A 14,358-nucleotide genomic window follows, 5' to 3' on the forward strand; every position below is an offset into this window, starting at 1 on the left:
GGCACGCCGAGCCCCGCTCTCCTGGAGCGGGGCTCGGTACGGGGGCCGTCGTCGGTCAGCGCGGTATGGGGGGTCCCGTCGTCGGCCGGCTCGTCGTCAGCTCGTCGTCAGGTCCCGGCGCCGCAGCGCCGCCAGGCCCGCCGTGATCAGGGTCGCCGTCAGGGCCGTCAGGGTCAGGACCGGGGGCCAGGTCATCTCCTGGCCGGGGAGCTTCGGGAGGTGGCCGAAGGGGGAGAGGTTCAGGGCCGCCTGCGGCAGGTCGAGCGCCGGGCCGATCCAGCCGAGGGCCAGGCAGACCCCGGCCGCGCCCCAGGCGGCGGTCGCGGCCTGCGGGGCGGCGCCCCAGAGGAGGACGGCGAGCGCGGCGAGGGTCCACACCGCAGGGAGCTGGGTGAGGGAGGCGCCGAGGAGCGGCCAGGGGTCCCGCCCGGCGGAGACGGCGAGTCCGAGGCCGGCGAGGAGCAGGATCAGGGCCGAGCCGCCGAAGGCGATCGTCAGGTGCCCGGCGGCCCAGCGGACCCGGCCGAGCGCGTTCGCGAGGAGGGGTTCGGCCCGGCCGGAGGTCTCCTCGCCGTGCGCCCGCAGCACCGACCCGACCGCGAACAGCGCCGCGATCATGCCGAAGAGGGAGACCATGGTGGCGAGGAAGGCGTTCGTGAGGCCGTTCTGCCCGCCCATCCGCTCGAAGATCTGACGGGCCTGTTCGTTGTCGCCGACGATGTCCGCCGCGCCCTCGGCCATCCCGCCGAAGACGAGCCCGCCGAGCAGGAAGCCGAGCGACCAGCCGAGGAGCGAGCCGCGCTGGAGCCGCCACGCGAGGGCCCCCGCCGTCGCCAGTCGCCCCTCCGCCGGCCCCGGCCGGGTCGCGAGGAAGCTCGCGCCGACGTCCCTGCGGCCGGTCAGCGCGTACGCCACCGCTGTCTGCGCCAGGACGGCCGCGCCGATCAGGAGCAGGGCCCACCAGCGCTCGCCGGCGAAGGCGCGGACGTTCTCGGCCCAGCCGAAGGGGGAGAGCCAGGTCAGGACGGAGTCCCCGGAGGCCGTACCGGCGTCGCCGGCCGCCCGCAGGACGAAGGCGAGGCCGAGGACGGCCGCCGCCAGGCCCCGGGCGAGCCGGGCGCTCTCCGTGAGCTGCGCGGTGAGGGCGGCCGTGGTCGCGAAGAGCATGCCGGTGCCGCCGACGGCGAGACCGAGGGCGAGCGCCCCGGCGGCGCCCTGTCCGGCGAGGCCCGCCGTGACGACGAGGGCGACGGCGCCGTTGAGGGCGAGCGCGGCGAGGAGGGCGGCGGTGAGCGGGGCGCGGCGGCCCACCGCCCCTGCGGAGAGCATCTCCTGACGGCCCGTCTCCTCCTCGTCGCGGGTGTGCCGGACGACGACCATCAGGCTGGCGACGGCGGCGAGGACGGCGGCGAACACGCCGAAGCGCCAGGCGACGAGCCCGCCGAGGGAGTCGCTGAAGACCGGCCCGTAGAAGGAGCGCATCGAGCTGTTGGCGTTCATGGAGGCCGCGACCTCGGCGCGCTCGGCGGCCGTGCCGTAGAGACCCTCCAGGGAGCCGGCGCCGCTGGCGACCAGGCCGCCGGTGACGAGGACCCAGAGCGGGATCATGACCCGGTCGCGGCGCAGGGCGAGCCGGGTGAGGGTCCCGGTGCCGGTCACGCTGGTCATCGCGGGGCCCCCTCTTCCGCGTAGTGGCGAAGGAAGAGCTCCTCCAGGGTGGGCGGGGTGCTGGTCAGGCTGCGGACGCCCGACCCGGTCAGGGACCGCAGGACGGCGTCGAGCTTGTCGGTGTCGACCTGGAGCTTCACCCGGTGGCCCGTCACGTCCAGGTCGTGGACGCCGGGGAGGTGGGTGAGCCCGTTGGGCGGGGAGGCCAGTTCGGCGGTGACGCTCGTACGGGTCAGGTGACGCAGCTGCGCGAGCGAACCGGACTCGACGATCCGCCCCTTGCGGACGATGCTGACCCGGTCGCAGAGGCTCTCGACCTCGCTGAGGATGTGCGAGGACAGGAGGACTGTCCGGCCCCGTTCCCGCGCGTCGGCGACGCAGCTCTGGAAGACGCCCTCCATCAGCGGGTCGAGGCCGCTGGTCGGCTCGTCGAGGACGAGCAGGTCGACGTCGGAGGCGAAGGCGGCGACGAGCGCGACCTTCTGGCGGTTGCCCTTGGAGTAGGTGCGGCCCTTCTTGGTGGGGTCGAGCTCGAAGCGCTCGACGAGCTCGGCGCGCCGGGCCTTGTCGAGGCCGCCGCCGCGCAGCCGCCCGAACAGGTCGATGACCTCGCCGCCGGAGAGGTTCCGCCAGAGCGTGACGTCGCCGGGGACGTACGCGATGCGGCGGTGCAGCTCGACGGCGTCCCGCCAGGGGTCCCGGCCGAGGACGGCGGCGGCGCCGGAGTCGGGGCGGAGCAGGCCCAGGAGGACCCGGATGGTGGTGGACTTCCCGGCGCCGTTGGGGCCGAGGAAGCCGTGGACCTCGCCGGCCTCGACGGTGAGGTCGAGACCGTCCAGCGCGTGGGTGCGCCCGAAGGACTTGTGGAGTCCGGCGACGCTGATTGCCTTCGTCATGCTTCAGAACGTACGGTACTTTCATAAAGTTGTGAAGTTAAGGAACCGTATAAAGTCGGGGTGGAGCGGCGAGCGAGGGAGACGATGACGGGCATGAGCACCACCGAAGGGACCGAAGCCACCGGTGTGACCGAGTCGACCGGTGTGACCGAGGTGACCGATGAGGCCACCTCCCGCTTCGTCGAGCGCTTCGCCGCCGAGATGACGGAGGCCGGCATGCAGCGCATGTCCTCCCGGGTCTTCGCCGCGCTTCTCGCCTCCGAGACGGCCTCCATGACCTCGGCCGAGCTCGCCGAACAGCTGCGGATCAGCCCGGCGGCCGTCTCCGGCGCCATCCGCTACCTCAGCCGGGTCAGCATGGTCAGCCGCGAGCGCGAGCCGGGCACCCGCCGCGAGCGGTACGTCCTCCACAACGAGCTCTGGTACGAGACCTTCACGCAGCGGGACCACACCCTCACCCGCTGGGAGAAGGTGCTCCGCGACGGCGTCGAGACGCTCGGCCCCGACACGGCGGCGGGCCGCCGGACCGCCGAGACCGCCGACTTCTTCGCGTTCCTCCAGACGGAGATGCTGGGAATCATGGACCGCTGGCGCGCCCACAAGGACGCTCAGGCAGCGGGCTGACCGATCTCCAAGACACCCCCCCTTCCCGGTAGCCCACCACCCCCACGGGCCCACGGTGAGGCTAGAGGCGTGTGTGTCCCGGCGATACGTCAGCCTCTCGGCAGCGTCGGGCCGGGAAGGCTGCCGGTCCCGGGAAGGGTGAGTTCCTCGGCGTCTCGCGGCAGCGTCAGTCCCCACGCCCCCGCTCTGGCCGTCCACGTCCGCCGCCGTACCGGCCCCGAGACGCGGCCGTCCGCGCGGTAGCGGAAGTCCGGGCCCGAGACCGTGAGGGTGCGGGCCAGTGACTGGTGGTCCGGGGCGTGGTGGGCCGGGTGGACCGTGACCTCCGCCGTGCCGGCGACCGATCGGACCGAGACGCCCTCCACCGGGGTGTCCACGTCCGCGAGGAGCACCCCGTCCGCCTCCACCCGCAGCCGGTGGGTGCGGACCGCGAGGGCCGTCGGGGCCGGGCGGACCAGCGTGCGGACCAGGGAGCGGCAGGTGCCCCAGACGGACGAGGTCGGCGCCGACAGGGCGGGGACCGCCGGTACGCCGGGGATGTGGAGGTCGCCGAGGACGACCCCGTCGCTGTCGTCGACGAGCAGGCCGAGGCGCCGTACCGCCCCGTCGAGGACCGCCCGCGCGGCCGCCGGGGTGGAGCGCGGCACGCCGAGCGCGTGCGCGAGTTCCAGGGCGCCCGGCGGGCCGATCGGGACGAGGGAGAGTGCCCCCTCGGCGAGCTCCCGCTCCCGGTGCAGCAGCGTCACCGTAAGGAGCAGCGCGCGGTCGTCGCCGAGCACCACGGGGTGCCGGGAGCCGCGCCGGGCCAGGGCCCGGGTGAATTCCTCCGGGCCGTCCGGCAGGCAGATCTTCGTTTCCGCGCGCGCTGACAGAACATCCTTCGCGATCCGTACGGACTCGCCGTCACTTCGGCGGGCGACCGGGTCGACGATGACCAGCAGCTGGTCGTGATCCGACACCTCGGTCCTTCCTCGGGTAGCATCTTTGTGCAAGAGCCCCTTGCGCTATTGCGCCAGGGGCTTCGTCTATTCCGGGGCACACCGGTGAGGCGGCCTCGGCCCCTGACCTTGGACATGCCCCACCCGGAAGGGGTGTACGCCTGTGCCCGCACTTGTGCTGCTCGGTGCTCAGTGGGGTGACGAGGGCAAGGGAAAGGCCACCGATCTCCTCGGTGGATCCGTTGACTATGTAGTGCGTTACCAGGGCGGCAACAACGCCGGCCACACCGTCGTCGTCGGCGACCAGAAGTACGCGCTGCATCTTCTCCCTTCCGGAATCCTCTCGCCGGGGTGCACCCCGGTGATCGGAAACGGTGTCGTCGTCGACCCGGCGGTCCTGCTCTCCGAGCTGAGCGGGCTGAACGAGCGCGGCGTGGACACGTCGAAGCTCCTGATCAGCGGCAACGCTCACCTGATCACCCCGTACAACGTCACCCTCGACAAGGTGACGGAACGGTTCCTCGGCAAGCGCAAGATCGGTACCACCGGTCGCGGCATCGGGCCGACCTACGCGGACAAGATCAACCGCGTCGGCATCCGCGTCCAGGACCTGTACGACGAGTCGATCCTGGTCCAGAAGGTCGAGGCGGCGCTGGAGGGCAAGAACCAGCTCCTCGCCAAGCTGTACAACCGCCGCGCGATCGACGCCGCCCAGATCGTCGAGGAGATGCTCCAGTACGCGGAGCAGATCAAGCCGTTCGTCGCGGACACCACGCTGATCCTCAACAACGCGCTCGACGAGGACAAGGTCGTCCTCTTCGAGGGTGGCCAGGGCACGCTCCTGGACGTGGACCACGGCACGTACCCCTTCGTCACCTCGTCGAACCCGACCGCGGGCGGCGCCTGCACCGGTGCCGGCGTGGGTCCGACGAAGATCAGCCGGGTCATCGGCATCCTCAAGGCCTACACGACCCGTGTCGGCGCCGGCCCGTTCCCGACGGAGCTGTTCGACGCGGACGGCGAGGCGCTGCGCCGCATCGGTGGCGAGCGCGGTGTCACCACCGGCCGTGACCGTCGCTGTGGCTGGTTCGACGCGGTCATCGCCCGTTACGCGACCCGCGTCAACGGCCTGACGGACTTCTTCCTCACGAAGCTCGACGTGCTGACGGGCTGGGAGCAGATCCCGGTCTGCGTCGCGTACGAGATCGACGGCAAGCGCGTCGAGGAGCTGCCGTACTCGCAGACCGACTTCCACCACGCGAAGCCGATCTACGAAATGCTGCCGGGCTGGTCCGAGGACATCACCAAGGCCAAGACCTTCGCCGACCTGCCGAAGAACGCGCAGGCGTACGTGAAGGCCCTGGAGGAGATGTCGGGCGCCCCGATCTCCGCGATCGGCGTCGGCCCCGGCCGCACCGAGACGATCGAGATCAACTCCTTCCTGTAGGAGTACGCACGACCCTGTAGGAGTCCACGCGACCCTGTAGGAGCACGCACGGCGAAGGGCCCGCACACCGGTGACGAACCGGGGTGCGGGCCCTTCGTCATGCTCGTTCGGTCGTCCAGCTTCGTGTCCCGGCCGACCTTCTCCCAGGCCGTGAGGTCGCCCCGCACCTGCTCCAGGTGGCCCGGGATCGTGTCGATGGAGTCGTCGCCGAGGGCGAGCCGCAGCGGGGTCTCCTCGGCGTCCAGGCCGGTCAGGACCGCCGCCGCGGCCTTCGCCGGGTCGCCCGCCTGCGTGCCGCCGCCCGTCTCCACGAAGGCACGGGTGCCGCCCACGGTGTCCGCGTAGTCGGCGATGCCGTCACCGCTGAGGCTGTGGTTGCCGAAGAGGCTCGTACGGAAGGCTCCGGGTTCAACGTGCCGCTGCTCGCCCGCGAGGGTGTCGCCGTGCGCCCCGTCCGCGGCCTCACCCCGAGCCACCTCGTCCTCGCCTGGCGCGCCGACGACACCCGCCCCCAGGTGCGCGACTACGCCCGCGCGGCGGCCGAAGTCGTCGCCCGGGAGGCTTGAACGTGCCTTGTGCGGCGGGTGGTTCGGCTGCGTAATGAGGGGCACGCTGTAGTGGTCCACCTCGGGGGGATGCATGGAGTCGAACGGAACGCCGCCACCGAAGCCGACGCACACGCCGGTGCCGAAACCGGCGCACGCGCCGCCGCCGGCCGCCCCGCCGCCCCGGCACGGGCTGTTCATCAGCAAGCGGCTGCTCTGGGTGCACGGAGGCGCCTACCCGCTGGAGAACATCGTCCGCGTCTACACGTTCGTGCTCCGGCCCCGCCGGGGCGAGGCCTTCGCCCGCTTCGTGAAGCGGGGCGGGCTGACGCTGTTGGTGCTCCTGATCCTGATGTACTTCGAGGACTCGTCGTCGAGTTCGTGGGACTCGTACGGATCGAGCAGCAGTGACGCGGAGGGCTTCCTCGGGGTCGCCCTGTTCTTCGTCGCGGTGCTGCTGATCTACTTCATCGGCGACATGTGCTCGGTGGTCTTCGCCTTGTCCCACGACGTCCTCGCCATCGAGACGAACGGGCGGTCCACCGCCCTGGTGACCGGGAAGCGCGCGTACCTGGAGGGGCTGGTCCATTCGATCGCCGAGGCGATCGACAAGCCGGACGCCGAGCTGCAGGCCGCGGTGGGGACGCTCGCGATCACCAACTACGGCAACTACTACTTCGGGGACTCCGTGAACATGTACGGCGGCAGCGGCAACACGGGGGTGGCGAAGTGATGGCCGGGGACCACTACCACGGCGACGTGGTGCGGATGGAGAACACCACGAACAGCGTCGGCATCGACAAGCGGACCGTCGTGGCGGGCGGGGCGACCGGCGCCCCCGAACTGGAGCGGGCCGTACAGGAGTTGCTGCCGCTGCTCCAGGATCTCCGCGGGCTGCTCCAGCCCCTCGCGGCGCGGACCGTGGAGGCCGCCGAGGCGGAGATCGGCGACTCCTCCGATCCGGAGGTGCGGCGGACCGCACTGGAGCGGGTCGGCGGGATCCTCGAGTCGGTGGGGACGGTCGGCGCGCCCGCGCTCGCCCTCGTCCACCAGATCCTGCCGATGCTCGGCGGCTGAGGAGCTCCCGGGAGCCCCGGCTGAGGAGCTCCCGGAGCCCCCGACGCGACCTAGGACCGGTAGTACTCGTTCGGTTCGCCGTCGAGCATCGGGTAGATGAGGAGCCGGTCCTTGCCCTTCAGCTTGTCGACGACGGCGAAGCGGGAGAGGCCCTCCTGGCATTCGCGGTCCCAGGCGGTCGTGTCGCGGGTGCCGGGGCCGAGGACCAGCATGTCGCCGGCGCCGGCGAGGACGGCCGTGGTGCCGCAGGCCCAGTCCTCGGTGGTCGTCACCCCGTCGACGGTGCGCGGGTAGCCGTCGATGACGCTGATCACGGGGGCTCCGACGGGGCCCTGGGTGATCGTGACCTCCGAGGTGTAACGCTCGTCCTCCGCGCCGTACATCTCCGGCGCGGGGATGCGCGACCAGTGGCCGAGGAAGCGGGCGGGGACGACCGCCGGGCCGCTGGGGGCCTTGCGGTACGTGGCCTTCGCGGTGCCCGAGCTCCACTCCAGGACGTCGGGGGAGCGCAGGGTGAGGGTCTGGTGGGCGGCGGGGGTGCAGCGTGCGGCGGGCACGCTGGTGGTCACGTCGGACTCGCCGTAGACGACCTTGTCCTCGTCGGCCGAGACGAGCCGGGAGCGGCCCATGCACAGCCGGTTCTCGGTGACCTGGACGTAGACCGCGCTCTTGGAGCCCGCTGCGCCCTGGGTGATCTCGATCCGTGCGGTCTCCCGGGGGAACTGGGGCGACCCCTGGAGGACGCCCTCCCAGGCGCCGAGGAAGGCGGCGGGGACGATCCCGGCGGGCTGGGCGGAGACGCCGCCGGTCCCGCCCCTGCCGGGTTTCTCCGGCTCGTCGCCGGCGGTGAACACGTCGGGCCGGAAGGCGTACGTGGTGGTGGCCGCGGCGGCCACCACCAGCGTCGCCAGGGCGGCGACCAGGGCCGGACGGCGCCGGGGCCGGGGCGCGGTGCGGGCGGTGGCCGGCAGGGGCGTGGCGGGCGTCGGATCCCCGGCGACCGAGCCCCCGGCGGCCGAGCCCCGGGCGGCCGAGCCCCGGGCGGCCGAGCCCCGCGCCCCGGCCCCGGCGGCGGCCGCCTCGAAGTCCTCCGCCTCCGCCTCCAGGAGGCGCGCCGCGTGACGGCCCAGCCGGGCGAGGACGTCCGCCGGGAGCCAGGGGTCGGCGACCGGCAGGGTCTCGACGATCTCGGTCGCCGAGGGGCGCGCCTCCGGGTCCTTGGCGAGGCAGGCCCGGATGAGGCCGGAGAGCTCGGGCGCGAGGTCCGTCAGGTCGGGCTCGTCGTGCGCGATGCGGAACATCGTGGCGTGGACCCCGCTGTCGGCCGTCCCGAAGGGGGAGCGGCCGGTCGCCGCGTACGCGAGGACGGAACCGAGGCAGAAGACGTCCGACGCGGGCGTGACGCGGTCGCCCCGGACCTGCTCGGGCGACATGAAGCCGGGGGAGCCGACGACCGCGCCGGTGGTGGTCAGTCCGCCGCCGTCGGCGACGGTGTCGACGGCGCGGGCGATGCCGAAGTCGATGAGCCGGGGCCCGTCGACGGTCAGCAGCACGTTGGACGGCTTGAGGTCGCGGTGGACGAGCCCGGCGTCGTGGATGTGGACGAGGGCGCGGGCGAGCCCGGAGGCCAGCGCCCGTACGGTCGCGGGCGGCAGCGGCCCGAACTCGTCGCCGACGACGGCTCGCAGCGAGGGACCCGGTACGTACCCGATGGCCACCCACGGAGCCTCGGCGGAGGTGTCCGAGCCGAGCACGGGAGCCGTGCCCGTCCCGCCGACCCGCTCCAGGGCGGACACCTCGCGGGCGAACCGCAGCCGGAACTCCTCCTGGGCGGCCAGCTCGGCGTGCACCACCTTCACCGCGACCGTCCGGCCGCCGGCCGAGCGCGCGAGGAAGACCCGGCCCATCCCCCCGACCCCGAGACGGCCGATCAGACGGAACGGACCGATGCTGACCGGGTCTTCCGTGTTCAATGGCTCCACGGCGACGAGCATGCCAGACCACGCGTCAGCCGTCCCCGCAGATCTTCAGCCCCTTCGGGGTGGAGCAGGGCAGGTGGCCGTGGGTGAGGACGACGTCCTGGCCGCTGCCCCGGATCAGATAGTTGAGGAAGCTGGAGGTCAGCGAGTCGGCCGGCGGCTGGCCCCAGGTGTACGCGTACTCGATCTCGCGGTACGGATAGCTGGACTCGCCGATCTCCTCGACGACGGGTCTGCGCCCGTCGATGGCCACCCGGTGCAGCCCCTTCAGTCCGTTGCCGCTGCGGAGTTCGGTGTAGCCGATGGCGCCGGGAAGCTCGGCGACGGCCGACAGGACCTGCTCGGTGGAGTCCAGTTCGCAGCGGATCACCGCGGACGCGGGGTCGTCGATGGTCTCGCAGTTCAGGGAGGAGTTGGCCAGCTCGTTCCGGCCGAGGACGCGGCGCTGGAAGACCTCCCTGGTACCGGAGTTGGCGTCCCTGCTGATGAGCCGGACCGGCTGGTCGACGCCGGGGGCCAGCTGTTTCCAGTTGGTGATCTCGCCCCGGTAGAGGCGGCGGACCTCGTCCAGGGTGAGGCTCTCGACGGGTATCCCGTCGTTGAGGACGAGCGTGAAGAGGGAGACCGCGACCATGCTCTCCCGCAGCTGCGGATAGCCGCTCGGCTTGCGCCCGTCGGAGAGGGCGACGACGGCGGGGGCGCCCTTGACGGGCTTCGTCCCGGAGGCCTCCAGCTCCCGTATCCCGGCGGTCGAGCCGTGCGCGGACACGTTCACCGTCGAGCCCGGGCAGTCCTTCTCGTACTTCTTCGCCAGCTCGCGCACGACCGGCGCGAAGGCGGTCGAGCCGTTGATCGTGAGCGTGCCCGTGGCGCAGCCGATCGGCGGCGGGGTCTGCTCGCGGACGATGATCGCGGCGAGCGCGACGACACAGACGGTGAGGACGACGGTGACCGTCCGCGCGACCCGGCTGAAGACGGGCGGCTTGTCGTCGGGGGTGGTGCTGTGGTTGAGGTGGACGTGGCCCTCGGCGATGTTGCCGTCGACCGAGACCGGGTCGCCGATCGGGCCGCCGGTGAGCAGGACGAGCAGTTTGTAGTGGGCGCCGCGGTTGAGCGGGACCTTGGGCAGCTGGACGGTGGCGTCGCCCTCCGCGGGGCCCACCCAGCTGGCGGAGAAGTGGCTGAGCAGCCGGGGGTGGTCGGGAGCGGTCACGACGACCGCCTTCACCCGCCGGTTCTCGAACGCGACCGTGAGCCCGTGGTCGTCACCGTCCGTGTAGTGGTCGGCGCCGACCGACATGGCGCCGTCGTTCTCGATCCGGAGCAGGACGATGGTGGCGTCCCGCAGGCCCGGGGTCGCGTTGAAGAACCCGCGCCGCTCGGCCGCGCCGGTCCCGGTCACCGCCCCGTTCGCGGCGGCGTTGCCGATGGCCGTGTCGAGCTGGACGCGGTAGCCGATCCGCCGCTGGTGCGGCACCCGCCGCTCGTACCAGACGGCGCCGGTGGAGACGAGGACACCGAGGAGGGCGGTGACCAGGGCGATGAGGTTCTCAGCGGTGAGCCAGTCCACCCGCGCGACGGTACGCACGTGTGTGCGGTTCCGTGGGATGCGTAGCCCCTCGTCACTCGGAGTTCGCCCTTCCTTCAGGCGGCCCTTGGCCGGGGGCCCGGGCGGGCCAACCGGGGTTGCTGGGGCGTCTCGGGCGTGGGTGTAATGGCCACGAGGGGGCCTTCAGTCTGAGGAGAACCCCATGCGTGTCGTCGAAGTGACCGCCTACGGCGGACCCGAGGTCCTCAGAATGGCCCGCCGGCCGGAGCCGGAGGCCGGGGACGTCCCGGGCAGGGTGCGCGTGCGGCTCAAGGCCGCCGGTGTGAACCAGGCGGACCTGCGGATCCGGGCCGGCCGGTACGCGGACGCCGTCGGCACGCTCAAGCCCCCGTTCGTCCTGGGCACGGACTTCGCGGGGAAGCTGCTCGACCCCGTGCCGGGGATGGCCCCGGGCACCCGTGTGGCCGGCTTCGTGCCCTGGTACGACGAGCTGACCGGCGAGGGCACGTACGCGGAGGTCGTCCGGGTCGCCCCGGAGTGGCTGGCCCCGGTCCCGGACGACGTGGAGTTCACCGTGGCCGCGTCCGTCCCGCTGGCCTCGGCCACGGCCCAGACGGGCCTCGACCGGCTCGGGCTCCCCGCGGGCGCGACGCTCCTGGTGACCGGCGCGAGCGCCGTGGTGGGCCGCTTCGTCGTCCAGTACGCGGCGGCGGCCGGACTGCGCGTGGTGGCCGTCGCCCACGAGGGCGACGAGAGCGAGCTGAAGATCCTCGGCGCGGAGCACGCCGTGCCGCGCGGTGCGCCGGAGGACGTGCTCGCCAGGGTGCTCGCGGTCGCCCCGGAGCGGGTGGACGGCATCCTGGACGGGGCGCTCGTCGGCGAGGGGCTCCTCCCCCTGCTGAAGGACGACGGCGTCTTCGTCGCGATCGCTCCTGACCGGATTCCGGCGCCCGAACGGAACATCCGCGTCGAGGCCGTCCGGGCGGTGCCGGACGCCGCCCGCCTGAAGCAGACCCTGGAGAAGGTGGCGGCCCGCGAGGTGATCACCCGGGTGGCCGACGTCCTCCCCCTGGAAGAGGTCGCCGAGGCCCACCGCCGCGCGGAGGCGGGCCACCGCCCGGGGCGCATCGTGCTGATGATCTGACCGGACCCGCTGATCAGGGCCGACCCCGCCGACCCGCCCCGCCGAGCCGGACCGAACCGATGATCTGAACCGTCAACCTCGTCCGCCCCGGGTGCCCCGACCCGGGGCGGATGACGGAGACGCCGGTACCTGGGGCGCGGGAGATCGTTAGCCGGGCATGAACTCTTCCCAGCGCGTCCTCACCGCCCTCGCCCTCGCCGCCACCGCCATCGGCCTGGGGGCGGGCGCCGCAGCCGCCGACCCCCTGGCGAGCGCGACGGGCCTGCTCGGCCCCGTCGCCGGTGCCAGCCAGTCCGACTCCCCCCTGGGCGCCGTCACGGACGCCGCGAACCCCGCCGCGCTCGGCAACGTCACCTCGGCGCTCCCCCTGTAGTCAGTAGTCAGCAGTCAGCGGCTGGTCACCGCTCCCAGAACACGTGCCCTTCACCGGCCCCCCTGTCCCGGTGGAGGGCACGTCGCTGTCCGGGATGCGGACCCTCCGGAACTCCCCTTGACCTGAACCTCGGTTGAGGTACGAGAGTCGTGTCACCGAACGGCGAGACGAGGAGTTTCCGATGACACAGCCCAGGATCCTGGTGACCGGCGCGACGGGACAGGTCGGCGGCGCGGTGGTGGCCCACCTGCACGCGGCGGGCGTGCCCGTGCGGGCGCTGGTACGAGGCGAGGCCGACTTCCCGGAGGGCGTACAGGCGGTACGCGGCGACCTCGGTGATCCCGCGTCGCTGGGTGCGGCGCTGGAGGGCGTCGACGCGGTCTTCCTGGTGTGGCCGTTCCTCAGCGCCGAGGGCGCGTCCGACGTGATCGACGCGATCGGGAAGCACGCCCGGCGGGTGGTGTACCTGTCGTCCTCCGGCGTCGGGGTCGAGGAGGAACCCGGCGAGACGATCACCGTGCTGCACGCGGAGCTGGAGCGGATGATCGAGGCGTCGGGCCTGGAGTGGACGGCGCTGCGGCCCACCGGGTTCGCGCGCAACGCGCTCGGCTGGGCGGAGGAGATCCGCACCACCGGTACGGTACGGGCGCCGCTGGCGAACCTGGCCCGCCCGCTGATCCACGAGGCGGACATGGCCGCGGTCGCCGTTCGGGCGTTGACGACCGACGCCCTGCTCGGCGCCCGCCCCCTGATCACCGGCCCCGAACTGGTCACCCAGGAACGGCAGGTGGCCCTGATCGGCGAGGCGATCGGGCGCCCGGTGCGGTTCGAGGAGGTCTCGCTGGACGAGGCCGCGGCGCAGATGAGGGCCATGGGCTGGCCGGCGGAGCTGGTGGACGCCGTGCTCCCGGCCCAGGCGAAGATGATCGAAGAGCCGGAGCCGGTCAACGACGAGGTGGAGCGCATCACGGGCACGCCGGCCCGGTCCTTCCGCGAGTGGGCCGTGGACCACGCGGAGGACTTCCGCTGAACGGTAGAACCCCGCACGTCGGAACACCGTCTCGTGATCTCAACGGGCCTATGTCATAGGCCCGTTGAGCGTCGCCCGTGCCACAGGTGCAAGTGGAATCCCTCCTGTCGCAAGTTCTGGTCTAGACCTTGACAGGTCCAGACCAATCACGCTTCGCTGTCCTTCCCCACCCCGGACCCCACCCGGAAGGACAGCCCATGCTGCGAAGGCTGATCACTCTGATCGCCGCCCTCTGTACGGCGGTCGGACTCGCCGTACTCGTCCCCGCCACGACCGCCGGCGCGGCCCCCGCCTGTGTCGGTGCCTGGAACTCGGGCAGCGTCTACACCGGCGGCATGACCGCCTCGTACAACGGTCACAACTGGTACGCGAAGTGGTGGACGCAGAACGAACGCCCCGGCTCCTCCGACGTCTGGCGCGACGAGGGCGTCTGCGGCACGGGCGGCGGCGGCACGGACCCGGACCCCTCCGGATTCGTGGTCTCCGAGGCCCAGTTCAACCAGATGTTCCCGAACAGGAACCCCTTCTACACGTACGCGGGCCTCACCGCCGCGCTCAAGTCCTACCCCGCCTTCGCCACCACCGGCGGCGACACGGTGAAGAAGCAGGAGGCCGCGGCCTTCCTCGCGAACGTCTCCCACGAGACGGGCGGCCTCTACTACATCGTCGAGCAGAACACCGCGAACTACCCGCACTACTGCGACGCGGGCAAGCCCTACGGCTGCCCGGCCGGCCAGGCCGCGTACTACGGCCGGGGCCCGATCCAGCTCTCCTGGAACTTCAACTACAAGGCGGCCGGTGACGCCCTCGGCATCGACCTGCTCAACAACCCGTGGCGGGTCGAGCAGGATCCGGCCGTCGCGATGCAGACGGGCCTCTGGTACTGGAACACCCAGAACGGCCCCGGCACGATGACCGCCCACAACGCCATGGTCAACGGCGCGGGCTTCGGCCAGACCATCTGGGCGATCAACGGCTCGCTGGAGTGCAACGGCGGCAACCCGGCTCAGGTGCAGAGCCGGGTCACCAAGTACCAGCAGTTCACCCAGATCCTGGGCGTCCCGGCCGGTGCGAACCTGTACTGCTAG

At 72.4% G+C, this 14,358-nt stretch carries 13 protein-coding genes; 8 read left to right on the top strand and 5 right to left on the bottom strand.

The features are described from left to right. Positions 1–96: 96 nt before the first annotated feature. A complete protein-coding gene (locus tag ACWFR1_RS17670; RefSeq protein ID WP_453552036.1) occupies positions 97–1,668 on the bottom strand; it encodes an ABC transporter permease in 1,572 nt (523 codons plus the stop codon). After that, the gene (locus ACWFR1_RS17675) at positions 1,665–2,564 is read right to left on the bottom strand and encodes an ABC transporter ATP-binding protein (RefSeq protein ID WP_453552039.1); all 900 of its coding nucleotides are present in this window, start codon (positions 2,562–2,564) and stop codon (positions 1,665–1,667) included. Before ACWFR1_RS17675 ends, ACWFR1_RS17670 begins: the two co-directional genes overlap by 4 nt. 84 nt (positions 2,565–2,648) lie before the next feature. Here ACWFR1_RS17675 and ACWFR1_RS17680 point away from each other — a divergent pair, with 84 nt between their 5' ends. Beyond that, positions 2,649–3,188, top strand: a complete 540-nt coding sequence (locus tag ACWFR1_RS17680) for a GbsR/MarR family transcriptional regulator (protein ID WP_453552042.1) — start codon at positions 2,649–2,651, stop codon at positions 3,186–3,188. Between the two features lie 89 nt (positions 3,189–3,277). Here ACWFR1_RS17680 and ACWFR1_RS17685 read toward each other — a convergent pair whose 3' ends face one another. Further along, positions 3,278–4,147, bottom strand: a complete 870-nt coding sequence (locus ACWFR1_RS17685) for a diacylglycerol kinase (protein WP_453552045.1) — start codon at positions 4,145–4,147, stop codon at positions 3,278–3,280. Positions 4,148–4,289: 142 nt separating this feature from the next. Between ACWFR1_RS17685 and ACWFR1_RS17690 the strand changes: the two genes are divergently transcribed. The 3 genes from ACWFR1_RS17690 (at position 4,290) to ACWFR1_RS17700 (ending at position 7,195) form a co-directional block, all read left to right on the top strand. Beyond that, positions 4,290–5,573: an adenylosuccinate synthase gene (locus tag ACWFR1_RS17690; RefSeq protein ID WP_024760101.1), complete on the top strand. Its 1,284-nt coding sequence runs from the start codon at positions 4,290–4,292 to the stop codon at positions 5,571–5,573. A 639-nt stretch (positions 5,574–6,212) separates the two neighbouring features. After that, a complete protein-coding gene (locus ACWFR1_RS17695) occupies positions 6,213–6,851 on the top strand; it encodes a DUF6232 family protein (protein ID WP_453552048.1) in 639 nt (212 codons plus the stop codon). Then, on the top strand, positions 6,851–7,195 hold the full coding sequence (locus ACWFR1_RS17700; RefSeq protein ID WP_453552051.1) for a hypothetical protein: 345 nt from the start codon (positions 6,851–6,853) through the stop codon (positions 7,193–7,195). The genes ACWFR1_RS17695 and ACWFR1_RS17700 overlap by 1 nt, the downstream gene beginning before the upstream one ends. Before the next feature lie 50 nt (positions 7,196–7,245). Here the strand turns inward: ACWFR1_RS17700 and ACWFR1_RS17705 are convergent, their stop codons facing one another. Together ACWFR1_RS17705 and ACWFR1_RS17710 are read right to left on the bottom strand one after the other, a co-directional pair. Continuing rightward, complete coding sequence (locus tag ACWFR1_RS17705; protein ID WP_453552054.1) at positions 7,246–9,177, bottom strand: serine/threonine-protein kinase; 1,932 nt, start codon at positions 9,175–9,177, stop codon at positions 7,246–7,248. Between the two features lie 25 nt (positions 9,178–9,202). After that, positions 9,203–10,744, bottom strand: a complete 1,542-nt coding sequence (locus tag ACWFR1_RS17710; protein WP_453552210.1) for a substrate-binding domain-containing protein — start codon at positions 10,742–10,744, stop codon at positions 9,203–9,205. A gap of 181 nt (positions 10,745–10,925) precedes the next feature. Here ACWFR1_RS17710 and ACWFR1_RS17715 point away from each other — a divergent pair, with 181 nt between their 5' ends. From ACWFR1_RS17715 to ACWFR1_RS17730, 4 genes are all read left to right on the top strand, one after another. After that, entirely contained in the window at positions 10,926–11,867 is a 942-nt protein-coding gene (locus tag ACWFR1_RS17715) for an NADP-dependent oxidoreductase (protein WP_453552057.1), read from the top strand. Between the two features lie 157 nt (positions 11,868–12,024). Further along, complete coding sequence (locus ACWFR1_RS17720; RefSeq protein WP_453552060.1) at positions 12,025–12,240, top strand: hypothetical protein; 216 nt, start codon at positions 12,025–12,027, stop codon at positions 12,238–12,240. A 181-nt stretch (positions 12,241–12,421) separates the two neighbouring features. Further along, complete coding sequence (locus ACWFR1_RS17725) at positions 12,422–13,270, top strand: NAD(P)H-binding protein (protein ID WP_453552063.1); 849 nt, start codon at positions 12,422–12,424, stop codon at positions 13,268–13,270. Between the two features lie 197 nt (positions 13,271–13,467). After that, on the top strand, positions 13,468–14,358 hold the full coding sequence (locus tag ACWFR1_RS17730; protein ID WP_453552066.1) for a glycoside hydrolase family 19 protein: 891 nt from the start codon (positions 13,468–13,470) through the stop codon (positions 14,356–14,358).

It is taken from the genome of Streptomyces sp. NPDC055103 (genome assembly GCF_053607625.1).